This is a genomic window from Natronococcus sp., from assembly GCF_047921035.1.
Taxonomy (GTDB): Archaea; Halobacteriota; Halobacteria; order Halobacteriales; family Natrialbaceae; genus Natronococcus.
This window is the reverse complement of sequence record NZ_JBLRWX010000018.1, coordinates 14,389-27,540: the sequence shown is the minus strand read 5'-3', so window position 1 is coordinate 27,540 and position 13,152 is coordinate 14,389. Positions and strand designations below refer to the sequence as shown.

Annotated in this window: 14 protein-coding genes, 1 tRNA gene and 1 pseudogene; 9 read left to right on the top strand and 7 right to left on the bottom strand. The window is 67.4% G+C overall.

The genetic code is table 11. The features are described 5' to 3' along the window. Window positions 1-17 precede the first annotated feature (17 nt). Window positions 18-497: a redoxin domain-containing protein gene (locus tag ACNA7R_RS05810; RefSeq protein WP_416282616.1), complete on the bottom strand. Its 480-nt coding sequence runs from the start codon at window positions 495-497 to the stop codon at window positions 18-20. Window positions 498-623: 126 nt separating this feature from the next. Further along, on the bottom strand, window positions 624-839 hold the full coding sequence (locus ACNA7R_RS05805; RefSeq protein WP_416282615.1) for a hypothetical protein: 216 nt from the start codon (window positions 837-839) through the stop codon (window positions 624-626). 482 nt (window positions 840-1,321) lie between these two features. Here ACNA7R_RS05805 and tatA point away from each other — a divergent pair, with 482 nt between their 5' ends. After that, window positions 1,322-1,654: a twin-arginine translocase TatA/TatE family subunit gene (tatA, locus tag ACNA7R_RS05800; RefSeq protein ID WP_416282614.1), complete on the top strand. Its 333-nt coding sequence runs from the start codon at window positions 1,322-1,324 to the stop codon at window positions 1,652-1,654. A gap of 13 nt (window positions 1,655-1,667) precedes the next feature. After that, window positions 1,668-1,740 (top strand) — tRNA-Arg (locus tag ACNA7R_RS05795). Between the two features lie 187 nt (window positions 1,741-1,927). Here ACNA7R_RS05795 and ACNA7R_RS05790 read toward each other — a convergent pair. Together ACNA7R_RS05790 and ACNA7R_RS05785 are read right to left on the bottom strand one after the other, a co-directional pair. After that, a complete protein-coding gene (locus ACNA7R_RS05790; RefSeq protein WP_416282613.1) occupies window positions 1,928-3,160 on the bottom strand; it encodes an acyl-CoA dehydrogenase family protein in 1,233 nt (410 codons plus the stop codon). Between the two features lie 209 nt (window positions 3,161-3,369). Next, complete coding sequence (locus ACNA7R_RS05785; protein ID WP_416282612.1) at window positions 3,370-4,134, bottom strand: SDR family NAD(P)-dependent oxidoreductase; 765 nt, start codon at window positions 4,132-4,134, stop codon at window positions 3,370-3,372. 139 nt (window positions 4,135-4,273) lie between these two features. Between ACNA7R_RS05785 and ACNA7R_RS05780 the strand changes: the two are divergent. The 7 genes and pseudogenes from ACNA7R_RS05780 to ACNA7R_RS05750 form a co-directional block, all read left to right on the top strand. Next, a pseudogene (locus ACNA7R_RS05780) lies at window positions 4,274-6,256 on the top strand (type II/IV secretion system ATPase subunit); the annotation flags it as partial. A gap of 14 nt (window positions 6,257-6,270) precedes the next feature. Then, window positions 6,271-8,247 carry a type II secretion system F family protein gene (locus tag ACNA7R_RS05775; RefSeq protein ID WP_416282611.1) on the top strand — a complete coding sequence of 659 codons (1,977 nt, stop codon included), beginning with the start codon at window positions 6,271-6,273 and terminating at the stop codon, window positions 8,245-8,247. Between the two features lies 1 nt (window position 8,248). Next, window positions 8,249-8,740 (top strand): hypothetical protein, encoded by a 492-nt coding sequence (locus ACNA7R_RS05770; protein WP_416282610.1) that lies wholly within the window; start codon window positions 8,249-8,251, stop codon window positions 8,738-8,740. After that, window positions 8,737-9,384, top strand: a complete 648-nt coding sequence (locus ACNA7R_RS05765; RefSeq protein WP_416282609.1) for a hypothetical protein — start codon at window positions 8,737-8,739, stop codon at window positions 9,382-9,384. Before ACNA7R_RS05770 ends, ACNA7R_RS05765 begins: the two co-directional genes overlap by 4 nt. Continuing rightward, on the top strand, window positions 9,378-9,860 hold the full coding sequence (locus ACNA7R_RS05760) for a hypothetical protein (protein ID WP_416282608.1): 483 nt from the start codon (window positions 9,378-9,380) through the stop codon (window positions 9,858-9,860). The genes ACNA7R_RS05765 and ACNA7R_RS05760 overlap by 7 nt, the downstream gene beginning before the upstream one ends. Further along, on the top strand, window positions 9,857-10,327 hold the full coding sequence (locus tag ACNA7R_RS05755) for a hypothetical protein (RefSeq protein WP_416282607.1): 471 nt from the start codon (window positions 9,857-9,859) through the stop codon (window positions 10,325-10,327). Before ACNA7R_RS05760 ends, ACNA7R_RS05755 begins: the two co-directional genes overlap by 4 nt. Next, on the top strand, window positions 10,324-11,040 hold the full coding sequence (locus ACNA7R_RS05750) for a hypothetical protein (RefSeq protein ID WP_416282606.1): 717 nt from the start codon (window positions 10,324-10,326) through the stop codon (window positions 11,038-11,040). The genes ACNA7R_RS05755 and ACNA7R_RS05750 overlap by 4 nt, the downstream gene beginning before the upstream one ends. Window positions 11,041-11,055: 15 nt before the next feature. Here ACNA7R_RS05750 and ACNA7R_RS05745 read toward each other — a convergent pair whose 3' ends face one another. Genes ACNA7R_RS05745 through ACNA7R_RS05735 form a run of 3 tightly spaced genes read right to left on the bottom strand, consistent with a single transcriptional unit; the run spans window position 11,056 to window position 13,044 of the window. Then, the gene (locus ACNA7R_RS05745) at window positions 11,056-11,829 is read right to left on the bottom strand and encodes a DUF5803 family protein (protein ID WP_416282605.1); all 774 of its coding nucleotides are present in this window, start codon (window positions 11,827-11,829) and stop codon (window positions 11,056-11,058) included. Window position 11,830: 1 nt separating this feature from the next. After that, window positions 11,831-12,520 (bottom strand): DUF2110 family protein, encoded by a 690-nt coding sequence (locus tag ACNA7R_RS05740; RefSeq protein WP_416282604.1) that lies wholly within the window; start codon window positions 12,518-12,520, stop codon window positions 11,831-11,833. Then, window positions 12,520-13,044: a transcription factor gene (locus ACNA7R_RS05735; RefSeq protein ID WP_416282603.1), complete on the bottom strand. Its 525-nt coding sequence runs from the start codon at window positions 13,042-13,044 to the stop codon at window positions 12,520-12,522. Before ACNA7R_RS05735 ends, ACNA7R_RS05740 begins: the two co-directional genes overlap by 1 nt. Window positions 13,045-13,152 lie beyond the last annotated feature (108 nt).

The window sequence follows — 13,152 nt, the reverse complement described above, 5'->3', positions numbered from 1 at the left end:
AAAAGGGCTGCGGGTGGTTACGCCGCGTCGGCGGCGGCGTCCTCGACCTCGGCGTACTCCGGTTCGACGCCGGGGTCGTCGCTGACCCACGCGTAGGTGACCTCGCCGTCGGCGTCGACGACGAACACCGAGCGCTTGGCGACGCCGTAGACGCCCATGTCGTCGAAGTCCATCTCGACGCCGTAGTCCGCGATGACCTCCTTGTTCAGGTCGCTGAGCAGGCCGAACTCGAGGTCGTTCTGGTCGCGGAACTCGTTCTGGGCGAACGGCGAGTCGCGGCTGATCCCGTACACCGTGGCGTCGACGTCGTCGAACGCCGAGAGCCGATCCTGGAACGTACACATCTCGTCGGTGCAGACGCCCGTGAACGCGCCCGGGAAGAACGCGAGGACGATCGGCGCCTCGTCCTCGAGGCGCTCCGAGAGCGTAAAGGAGTCGACATCGCCGTTCGCGAGCGGTACGGTAAAGTCGGGTGCGGCGTCTCCGGTGTCTACCATCGCTCTCGAGTTACGGGTAGACAGGAAAGACAGTTTCGCTCCCGGAACGGATCTCGAGCGCGTCGACTTCGGTCTCCGGGACGACGACCGTCGCTTCGATAGCCCGGTGCCGTACGAGCGGGCTGGTCATGGTCCGCGATACGTCGTCACGCCGGAGGGTCCGTCGGGGCCCGAGCGGTCGAGTTCGACGTGGGTAACGACCTCGTGATCGACAACGTGCCACTCCTCGTCCCGGCGTTCCTCCTCGGTCCGGTGCCACCCCCCGACTTCCCGCGGCTCGAAGATCAGCCGGCGGCGACACGCGTTCAACGGCGTCCACTCGAGGACGATCGGATCACTCACCCGGACCACCCGCGGCCCCGGGTCGCCTCGAGTATCCTGCTCGACGGCGGGCCGGTCTCGCGATCGCACCGATAATTCTAACCATACATGACTAACAGTTTTTCTTACATAATATATCTGTCGGCAACCGAAAGGATGCAGTCCGAAACGGAATCCGACCTTTTGAGGGCCGAAGAGCCGCCTTCGAAGGGACTTCGGGGTCGTCGCGCTCCTACGGAACGAGTACGACGAGAGGGGACGGATCGAACTGTCCCCTCGAGCGACCGGTCACCGCCGGATCACCGTTCGGTCGATCGGTATCGTCGTGGCTGTCGCGGATGGCGACGTCCAGTCGTCCGGACCGTACGGAAACGAACGGAGGGAGTAAAACGGATTAGCGTCGCCCGCCGGCGGGCAGTTTCGAGGCGCTGACTGCCCGGAGTGCTGATTTACCGTCCGGTCCAAAAAGGTTATAATTGCCAGCCCATAAGCCACGCATAGAGATGGTAGAAATCGCACCGCTGTTTGCCCCTATCCCAGGGGGTCCGGAACTACTGATCATCCTTTTCATCGCCATCTTGCTGTTCGGGGCGAACAAGATCCCGAAACTGGCTCGGTCGACGGGTGAGGCGATGGGCGAATTCCAGAAGGGGCGTGAAAAGGTCGAAACGGAACTCGAGGAGATGCGCGAGGGCTTCGAGGAGGGCGACGAGGAGTTCGGCGAAACCGACGAGTTCGGCGAGACGAGCGAGTTCGACGACGGTGACGACGAGTTCGTCGATACGGAACCGGTCACCTCCGAGGAGGAGACCGAACCCGACACGGAACCGAACTAACACTTTTCTGACGGGGCGTGTGGCCTAGCGGAGAGGGCAGAAGGTTCCTAACCTTCTGATCGCGGGTTCGAATCCCGCCACGCCCGTCCGCGACGAACGAACGTGAGGAGCGGACGGGCACGGGATTCGAACTACGGAACGAGCGAGCACCGCGAGCGAAGTTCAGGTGGTTCGAATCCCGCCACGCCCGCTCGACTCGCTTCGTTCGTCTCGCGAGCGCGACGTAGCTCGCGAACGCGAGGCGTTCGCTCGTTCCCCTCGGATCACCGCGTCTCACCCCCGCCTCCCGACCGGATCTCCGAATCGGGTGAGCGACTCGAGTTCGGCCTCCTCGAGGTCCTCGAACGCGTGGCGAGCGATCACGCGTCGATGGACCTCGTCGGCGCCGTCGACGATCCGAAACTGCCGAACCGACTCGTAGAACTCCGACAGCGGAAGGTCCCTGCCGATCCCGTTGGCGCCACAACACTGGACCGCCAGATCGATCGCATCCTGGACGACCGAGGCCACGAACACCTTGCACATCGACACGGGAACCCGCGCACGGTCGCCCGCGCTGATCCGGTCCGCAGCGTCCCGGATCGCGGTGCGAGCGACGTGTAACTGCGTCTCGGCGTCGGCGATCCGGTGGCGCAGCGACTGTTTGGCCGACAGCCTCGAGCCGAACCCGTCTCGCGCGTCCAGGTATGCCTTCGCAATCTCGAGTGCGCGACGGGCCATCCCCGAGTAGCGCATGCAGTGGGTGAGCCGGGCGGGGCCGAGGCGCTCCTGGGCGTGGCCGAACCCGCGGTCGCGCTCGCCGAGCAAGTGTTCCTCGGGGACGCGAACGCCGTCGTAGACGATCTCGGCGTGGGAGACGCCGCGCGTAATTCCGCCAGTGTGGGGCACGTTACGGACGATATCGACCCCGTTCGCCTCGGTCGGGACGATGAAGATCGAGCAGCCCTCGTAGGGGTGGACGTCCTCGTTCGTGCGAGCGAGGACGAACAGCACGTCGGCCTCGATCCCCTGTGTCGTCCACCACTTGTGGCCGTCGATCACCCACTCGTCGCCCTCCTTCCGGGCTGTCGTCTCGATCAGCTTCGGATCCGACCCCGCACCCTGCATCGGCTCGGTCATCGAGAACCCCGAGCGCAGCTCCCCGGCGACCAGGGGCTCGAGGTACGTTTCCTTCTGCAGTTCGTCGCCCGCCAGCTCGAGGAGGTGCATGTTCCCCTCGTCGGGCGCGTCGACCCGCATCGCGACGGGACCGAGCGGGCTGCGTCCGGCCTCCTCGAACACGGGCAGCGCGTCGCGGAAGTCGACGCCCATCCCGCCGTACTCGATCGGAAGCTGTGGTGCGTACACGTCGCGGTCGCGCGCCGCGGCGCGCAGTTCGGCGACGGTTCCCTCGGAAACGCTCACGCCTCCGGCCAGCTCGCGCTCGATCGGGAGGACGACCTCGTCCATCAGCGTCCGGGCGCGGCGAGCGAGTTCTCGGGCCCGGTCCGAATCGTCGTATCGCATGTGACTCACTCGAGGCGCGCCCGCCGTAGAAAGCGAGGTCGATTCTCAGCCGGTAAGAACTGGCTGGTATTATCTTCCAACGTTTTTCTTTTCTGGTTCTTAGTTTACATTGTTTCCGGGACCTCGGCCGTCGGAACCGCAATCGGCCTCGCTCTCGGGGTCCGAAGTTTGACGACCGTACCAGAACTCCCCGATCGAGCGAGTGACCGCTACCGGGCCGTCCACCCGCCGTCGGCCGCGAGCACCTCGCCGGTGACGTAGCTTGCGGCATCGCTTGCGAGGAAGACCACCGGTCCGGCGATCTCGGCTGGCTCGGCGAACCGCTCGAGGGGCGTCCGCTCGAGGATCGATCGCCGAAGCTCCGGGTCGGCCTCGAGTTCCTCGGTCAGTGCGGTCGAGACGTAGCCGGGCGCGACCGCGTTGACGCGGACGTCGGGCGCCCAGTCCAGCGAGAGGCTCTTCGTGAGTCCGACCAGTCCGTGTTTCGAGGCGACGTAGGGGTGCTGGCGCGGGAGGCCGACGAGCCCGCCGACGCTGGCGACGTTGACGACCGTCCCGCCGGTCTCGTGAAGCGACCGAGCAGCGGTTCGCGTGACCTCGTAGGCGCCGTTCAGGTTGACCTCGAGCACGCGGTCGAAGCTCTCGCCCGAGACGTCCTCGGGACGGCCGAGCGCGTCGTCGGGGTTGAAACCGGCGTTGTTGACGACGATGTCGACGCCCCCGAACTCGTCCTCGACCCGATCGATCGCCGTCGCGACGGCGTCTGGATCGGTCACGTCGGCGGGAGCCGCGACCGCCTCGCCGCCGGACGCGCGGACCTCCTCGGCGACCGCCTCGATCTCGTCGGTCGACCGCGCCGACGGCACGACCGCGGCGCCGGCGCTTGCGAGTTCGACGGCGATCGCGCGGCCGATACCGCGGCCGCCGCCGGTGACCAGTGCGACTCGCCCCGAGAGATCGAAGGTGTCCTCCATCGTCCCGTAGTAGGGGGACCAGCCCCGGTAGTTCTTTCCCGCCCACCGGACTCGAGTTTTTATACCATCGGGCGGCCAGGCCCGGACAATGTACACCGACGACATCGGGACGGCCGGTCGACGTCGGCGTCCGGGCGACGAGCCCGAGGACGGCACCGTCCTCGAGCGGCGACTCTCGGTCGGTTCTCGGACCGGAGCCGACCTCGAGGCCCTCGTCGACGATCGAACCCTTCCCCTCCGGGACGGCCTCGAGGAGGACGCGTTCTTCTCGAGGGCGGACGGAACGCCGACGGTCGCGACCCGATATGATCTCGAGCAGGCCGTCCCCGACGGCGAGAAACCCCACCTCACGGAGCTCGAGCGGTACTGGGTGAACGAACCCCACGCCTTCGTCGTCGTCTTCCGGTCGGAACGGGAAAACGAGCGGAAGTACTACCTCGTCGAGCCGTTTCTGAACCCGATCGAGCGCGAACTCCGGACGTTTCTCGCCGACAAGCTCCGGGCGACGATCAGCTACGCCGACGATCCCGGCGTCGACGCGGCCGATCGACGCGCGGTCGTCGAGGCGCAACTGCGGACGCTGCTCGAGCGCTACGACCTCGTCCGTGAGTCGGCGAGCGGGGACGACGGACTGCTCGGGAGGGTCGTGAGCCTGTTGGGAGCGAGTGAAACCGACATCGACGGCGGCGCCGGCAGGAGCGAGAGCGGCGGCGTCCGTCCCGAGCGGGCGATCCTCGCGTCGGACCCTGAGACCCTGACCGAACGACAGGTCGAGAAGCTTCGGTACTACCTCACGCGCGATTTCGTCGGCTACGAGCGCATCGACGGCATCAAACGCGATAGCGCGGTCGAGGACATCTCGTGTAACGGCTACGAGTCGCCGGCGTTCGTCTACCACGCCGACTACGGACAGCTCGTCACGAACGTCCGCCACGGAACGGACGGCCTCGACGAGTTCGTGGTCTCGCTCGCGCAGCGATCCGGCGCGGGGATCAGCAAGCGGCGCCCGCAGGTCGACGCGACCCTGCCCGACGGCTCGCGGGCCCAGCTCACCCTCGGTCGCGAGGTCGCCGACCGCGGCACCAACTACACGATCCGGCAGTTCACGGACGTTCCGTTCACGCCGATCGACCTCGTCAACTGGCGCACCTTCTCGCTCGAGCAGATGGCGCTGCTCTGGCTCGCCGTCGAGAACCGCAAGAGCCTGCTTTTTGCCGGCGGGACGGCCTCGGGGAAGACGACGGCTCTCAACGCCGTCTCGCTGTTTATCCCCTCGAGCACGAAGGTCGTCTCGATCGAGGACACCCGCGAACTCGAGTTGCCACAGCGCAACTGGATCGCCAGCGTCACCCGCCCCTCCTTCGCCGACGGCGGGGAGGCCGTCGACGAGTTCGACCTGCTCGAGGCGACGCTTCGTCAGCGCCCCGACCACATTCTGATGGGCGAGGTCCGCGGCGAGGAGGGCCGGACGCTGTTTCAGGTGATGTCGACGGGCCACACAACCCACACGACGTTTCACGCCGATTCGGTCGACGAGGTGCTCAGGCGGTTCACGACGGCACCGATCGACGTCTCGAAGACGATGTTCACGGCGCTGGATCTGGTCGCGATCCAGGCCCAGACCAGCGTCGGCGGGCGGACGGTCCGCCGGAACCGAACGCTGACCGAGATCAACCACTACGACGCCGACAGGGACGAGATCAACGTCAGCGACGTCTACCGGTGGCGGGCCGAGACCGACGAGTTCCGTCGGGTTGGCTCCTCGAGCATCCTCGAGGAGATCGCGTTCGACCGGGGCTGGAGCGAGGAGCGCCTCGAGCGGGCGCTGTTCGAACGGCAGGTCGTGCTCGCGTACCTCGTCGCGAACGGGATCGACGGCTACGCCGACGTCGCCGCGACGGTACAGGCGTTCATGAACGATCCGACGGAGATCCTCTCGCTCGTCGCCGACGGCGAACTGGAGGCTCGCCTCCCGGCGCTTCGAACGCTCGAGAGCGTCTCGATCGACGTCGAGCCGGAGACCGAACAGCGTGTCACCCGGCCGGAGCCGTCCGATCGAACGGAACGAGCAGCAGCCGCCGTGCTCGAGCGAGCGGAGGGGTCGCTTCTCGAACGGCATCGGTGCGGGGCGACGGAATGAGTCCCGGCCCCGACCGCGTCCCGACGGCGACCTTGCTCGGCGACCGCTTCTACCCGGTGTACGCGCGGGTGTTCGACGAGGACGACCGGTTCGTGGCACGTCTCGAGCGGAGACTCGCCCAGGCCCGGATCGACGACACCGTCGAACTCTACCTCTCGCGGGCGATCGGGACGGGCGTCGTCGCCGGAGCCTGTCTCTCGATTCTGGGCGCGATCGTCGGGTACGGTCTGTTTGGAACCGGGATCGTCGACGTCGGCGAACCCCTCGGCGTCCCCGTTCCGAACCGAACGGTCCTCGCGGTCGTCGAGGCGCTCAGGCTCCCGTCGCTCGTCGCGGCCACCGGTTTCGCGTTCGGAGTGCTGGGGTTTCTGGGCGGGTTCGGCTCGCTCGTCGCGATCCCCTACGCGCGTGCCTCGGCACGGAGACGCGAGATCGACGTCCTGCTTCCCGACGCCGTCTCGTTCATGTACGCCCTGTCGGTCGGCGGACTCGACCGTCTCGAGATCATCGAGGCGATGGCCGGGGCGGACGACGCCTACGGGGAGGTCGCCCGGGAGTTTCGAACCGTCCACGCCGAAGCGACATCGCTCGGCGTCGACTACCGGACTGCGATCCGGCGCCGGGCTCGAGAGACGCCCAGCGACGAGCTGAGCCGGTTTCTGACGGACCTGCTCTCGGTCGTCGACAGCGGGGGCGACACGGAGCAATTCCTCGAGGAGAAACGGCGGAAACACGCCCGAACGGCCAAACAGGAGCAGGAACGCACCCTCGAGACGCTCGAACTGTTCGGCGAGCTGTACATGACGCTGTCGCTGTTTCCGCTGTTGTTGCTCATCGTCACCGTCGTCATGCAGCTACTGCCGAACGCGACCGTTCCGCCCGAGCTGCTGTACCTGACCGTCTACGGACTGCTCCCGCTGATCGGGATCGCCTTCCTCGTCCTGATCTCGACCGTCAAACACGACGATCCCGGCGACGGAACGCTCTCGCTCGAGAGCGGACTCGTCGACCGCTTCGCGGGGAACCGCGCCGTCTTCGACCGGATCGAATCCCGGGCGGCGACCCACCGAGTGCTGCGGATCCTGCGACGGCCCCACGTGTTCTTCCGGGACAACCCGCGGTACACGCTCGCGCTCACCGTTCCGGCGTCGCTCGCCGTCGTCGCGGTCGCGGTTGCAAACGGTGCGGCGCCGACGGCCTGGACCGGAGTGGTCGAACACCCGCTTCGGGCGACGGTCGTGTACGCGTACCTCCCGCTGTACGCCGTCGGTCTCCCCCTCGCGACCGCCTACGAGTGGAACCGGCGTCACCGCGAGGCCGTCGTCGAGACGCTCTCCGAAGAGCTGTGGAAGCTCTCGAGCGCGAACGAGACCGGGCTGACGCCGCTCGAGTCGATCGAATCGGTCGCGGAGACGGGTACCGGACGGCTGAGCCGGGAGTTCGAACGCATCCGGGCGAAGGTCGGTTACGGGCGGAGCCTGCGACGGGCGCTCGTCGAGTTCGCCAACGCCTACCGGATCCCCCGCCTGGCGCGGACGGTACGGCTGCTAGCCGAGAGCCAGGCGGCGTCGAACCGGATCTCGGCGGTTCTCCGGACCGCCGCCCGAACGAGCGAGATCCACGACGACCTCGAGCGCGAACGGCGATCCCGGACCCGGATGCAGGTCGTCATCATCGTCATGACGTTCCTGACGGTGTTCGCCGTGATCGCGATCCTCGAGACGCAGTTCCTCGATTCGATGGCCGACGCCGGAGCCGGCGGTATCGGAACGTCCAGCGAGCGCGGTACCGCGTCCGGTAACGTCGTCCACACCGGCTCGCTGAGCGTCCTGCTGTTTCACGCGGTGGTCCTGCAGGCGATCATTTCCGGCGTTCTTTGCGGGTACATCCGGGACGCCGAACTCCTGAGCGGCCTGAAGTACGCCCTCGCGCTGGCGACGGTCGCGCTCGTCGGCTGGACGGTGGTGACCTAGCGTGCGGTCCGAACGCCGTTCGACCGCGCGCGGTCAGACGACCCAGGACTTCGCCATCGGGATCGGCATCTTCCTGCTGTCTGTCGCGGTCGTCTTCGCCGGGATCTCGTCGGTCACGACGCCGACCGACCCCGTCGGGGACGCCGAGCGCGGGCAGGCCGACCGGATCGCGGACCGACTCGTCGCGGAGTTCGCCGCTCACAACGAACTCGACGGTGATCGGCTCGCCGACGCGCTCGAAGCCGGCGGAACCGACCGGCTGCTCGAACTCGAGGGCGGGCCGGCCGACGAGGGCAGCGTTCGCCTCGAGCGACTCGACGGAACGACCCTCGAGCGCGCGGACGGATCACCCGTCCTCGAGGCCGAAACGACGCCCTACGAGGGCCAGCCCGCGGCGAGTTCGGCCCGAATCGTCGCGCTCGAAGGATCGTTCGAACTCGAGTCGGGAGCGGACGACCCCGCCTCCCGACTCGTCGTGAGGGTGTGGACATGATCGAAATCGACGGCTCCAGAGCGCAGGCGTACGCGCTCGAAGGAACGATCGCGGCGACGATCCTACTGGTCGCGTTCCTCCTCGCGGCGCAGTCGGCGCTCGTCGCGCCGGCGACCGATGATCCGGAGCGAGCGACGCAGTCCCAGCTTCAGCAGGAAACCCGGGACGCACTCCTCGTCGCCGCCGGGGAGGGCGACCTCTCCGCGACGGTTCGACGCTGGCACGACGACGCGTCGACGTGGGCCGACGACGCCGAGCCCGACGAGAGCGCGTTCTACGGCGCGGATCGACAGCCCGTCGACAGGGACGGCGAGCGAACGTACAGCGTCGACGCCTTCGCCGAACGATCGACGCTCGGCGCGATCCTCGAGGTCCGGTTCGGCGACGAGGGTCGCAGCTACAACGTCGAAATCGTCGCTGACGGCGGAAGCGAGGTGACGACGCTGGTCGAACAGGGATCGCCGTCGGACGGAGCCGTCACCGCGAGCTACGTCGTGGCCCTCCACGAGGACGACCGTCTCACCGCGGACGGAAACCGGATCGAACTCGAGCGGGCCCACGAAGAGCAGGGGTATCCGATCGCATCGGCCGACGACGCCGGGTCGGTCTACGCCCTCGTGGAGGTGCGCGTGACCGTATGGTAGAGGGATCCAGCCGGTCGAGCGAACGAGTTCCGCGAGAGCGAGGACAGATGGTCGTCCTCGGTGCGATCGCGCTGGCGGTCGTCCTGTTCGGGATCGTCGTCATAGTCGGCGGACCCGAGGTCGGCTCGTCGACCGCGACGGGTGCCGACACCGGCGAACAGGCCGTCGTCGAGGCGGAACTCGAGCGGGGGATCGGCTGCCTGCTCGAGAGCGCGGACGGAGAGGCGCACAGCGAGAGAGCACTCGAATCGGCCGTCGACGACGACCTCGAGGCGTTCGCCGACCGGTACCGGGACGCCCGCGCTCACTCGACCGGAACGGCGGTCAACGTCGAACTCGAGGACGTCGGCCTCGAGCGCGCTGACGGCGAGTACGAACTCGAGAACGCGACCGTCCGCGTGACGGCCGACTCCGCGGACCGCCGCACCGAGCGAACGCAAACGATCGAGGCGGGCTGTCCGGAGGCCGAGTCGTGATCGACGACGGAACCCCGGACCGGGGGCTCACGATGGCCGTCACGCACGTTCTCGCGCTCGGGATTTCCGCGGCTCTGATCGCGCTGCTACTGGCCGGATCCGGAGCCGTGCTCGAGGCCGAAACCGAGCGGGCCGCCGAGCGCTCGCTCGAGGTCGTCGGCCAGGAGGTAGGCGGCGAGGTCGAAGCCGCGGATCGGCTCGTCGCCGACGGAAGCGACGAAACTACGGTTCGCGTCGACGCTCCGCGAACGATCGCGAGAGCCGGGTACTCGATCGAGACTCGAAGCGACTGCCGCGAGACCGCGAGCGATGCGGGCTGTCTCGAGCTATCCGCGAACGCAGCCGACGCGACCGTCGTTATCCCGGTTTCGACCGAAGCGGATCTCGAGCCGAGTACCGTTCCGGGCGGACCGATCGAGATCGGCGTCGAGGACGGGCGAGTAACGCTCGAGGGGGACGACCGATGAGCCGGAAGCGAACGGCGCGGGACGGCCCGTCGGGCGATCGGGGGGTCTCGGCGGTGCTCTCGTTCGTGCTCGTCCTCGGGATCGTACTGGGATCGGTCGCGGTCCTCTCGGTCGCGGGATTCGGGTTGCTCGACGAGCAGCGGGAGGCCGAGGAGCTTCGAACGGCCGAGCGAGGGATGGCCGACCTCGCGGCGGATCTCGACGACCTCGCCCGCTACGACGGGCTCGAGCGTCGAACGGCCGTCGTTCCGCTCGGGACGGGCACGCTCGTCGTCGACGACGGCGGCACCGAACTCGAGGTTGCCGTCGACGGCGATCCCGTCGCTGATGAGGAAGCGATCGAACTCGGGACGCTTTCGTACCGGTCGGGTTCGGAGACGGTCGTCTACGACGGCGGCGCCGTGATTCGGAGCGGCGAGGCGGGGAGTCAGCTCCGTCGCCAGCCGGCGGTAACCTGCCGGGAGGGGACGGCCCTCGTCTCGCTCGTCCGGATCGAGACCGACGGACGGTCAGTTCATACCGGCGGGCAGGTCACGGTGGCGGCGCGCGTCCTCGAGCGCTCGAGTCAAACCGTCGGCGTCGACGAAAGCGTCTCGATAACGGCCGTCGATACCGACCACGAGCGGGCCTGGGAGTCCCTCGAGAACGAGTGGGCGGACTGCGATCCGGATCGGGTTCGACTGACCGTCACGACCGTCTCGCTCGAGAGCTGAACGGGAGGGATAGGGCTACTTCATGCCGGGCGGCGGTCCGTCGTCGGAGTCGTCCTCGATATCGACGTCGAGCCCCATCTCCTCGCGTTGCTCTTTCAGCTTCTGGACCTTTCGGTAGTAGTAGGCCATCGCGGCGCCGCCGAGCAGGACGACGGTGCCGACGAGGCCGGCGAACAGCGGAATGTCCCTGGTGAGATAGTACCGCAGCGAGATCGTGCTGTCGACCTCGTCCCAGACCAGCCGCTCGCGGTCGTCGACGACCTCGCGTTCGTACCCGCCGGGGTTCACGTCGCCGAACAGGAAGTTCGAGGTCCGGTACCCCTCGGAGAGGGTCACCTCGTAGGAGCCGTGGACGTAGGCCGGAAGCTGGAACGTTCGGCTGCCGGCGCTGCCCGAGAAGGCGAGCGTGCCGTTCCCGTCCGGAACCACGACTTCGGTGCTCGAGCGACCCTGATCGATCTCGAGGTCCGAGCCCGTCACCTCGGTCCCGTTGGGGTACCAGTAGCGCACGCTGTGGATGTCGAGCGCGTCCTCGGTGTAGAAACTCGAGCGGTACAGCGACAGTTCTTCGGTCCCGTTGAGGTCGTAGACGGCGCGGAACTCGCCGCTGGTGAGGACGGTGCCACCCTCGATGTCGACGGCGACGTCGGCGTCGCTGTCGCGAAGGTCGTCGTACTCCTGCTCGCGGTCGAGTTCCTCGTCGGAGATCCCGCCGAAGATCGCCGAACAGCCGGCCGTCGTCGCCAGCAGCGCGACCACGATCACCGCGAGAGCGAGCCGCCTGTTCATGCTAGGGGACGACACACCGCAGCTCCGCGGGGAGGTACTCGCCGACGCTCGCGAGCAGGCCCGGGGGATCCGTTCCTTCGGTACAGATCACGCTCTGCTCGAGCAGGCCGAGGCGCTCGACGGTGACGTAGTCCTGGGCGTGGCCCGCACGGTTGAGCGTCGCCCGCACTTCGGCGCGGGTGGCGCTGTTGACGTTGAGCCGACCGTCGCCGCGGGTCCACTCGTAGAGGCGGTCCTGTTCCTCGTCGGCCAGCCGCGACGGCTCGCCTTCGTCGTCGGATCGGTCGCCGCCGTAGACGAACCGCATCGGAAGGTGTTGGACGAGGCCGTAGCGCTCTCGGATCTGGGTCGGCGAACCGGGGCCGAGCCCGAGTTCGTCGGTCGGGATCTCGACCGGTTGGCCGGCGTCGAGGACGAACCCCTCGTCGCTCCAGGAGTCGAGCGTCCCGACGTAGGTCTCGCCGGGCTCGAGTTCGTCGACGATATCGCCGAACTCCTCGCGGAGGACGTTCTCGGCGACGACGGCGTCCTCGCCCTCGAGGGAAACCTCCGGAAAGTCGTCGTCCCGGATCGAGAGGTCGAACGCGACGTCGAGTTCGCCGATCTCGTTGCCGATCAGCGACCGCAGCGAGTCAAGCGACCGTTCGCGGGCGTCACCTTCGACGTAGAGTTTGGTTGCGAGTACGACCATCAGGCGTCCGCGTCGATGTTCAGTTCGTCCTCGAGGTCGTCGAGGCGGTCGTCCATCGCGTCGACCAGGCGGTTGTTGTCCATCGATTCGACCGGCGAGCCACACTCGGGACACTCGAAGCCGAAGTCCATCGCCTCGCCGAATTCGAAGCGGATCGAGCAGATCTCACAGAGGTAGAACTCGTGGTTGCGCTCGTACTCCCGCCGTTCCTCCAGGGCGTCGTGGAGCCGGTACATCTCCTCCTCTAAGTTCTCCGGGATGTTGTCGTACTCGAACGTCCAGAGGTAGGTCAGCCACCCCGAGTCCTCGTCGCGCAGCCGGCGATAGCTGGCGAGGTCGTTCTCGTAGAGAATAAACAGCGCGCGCCGGACGTCGTTCAACTCGAGATCCAGCTCCTCGGCGAGCTCCTCGTCGGTCACTTCCCCGTCCGGCGGCGCCGCCGCGACGGGCATCCCCGTGGGACCGACCAGCTCGTGCAAGTACTTCTGGATGACCGGATCCTCGAGCAGGTCCTCAAAAGCCATTGCCTACACGTAGCGTGATCGGCCCATTAAGTCTTTTGAGCGACGCCGTACCGAGTCGACGGCTCCGATTCGGGTACCCGCGATTCACAAAGATATATGGATTGATAT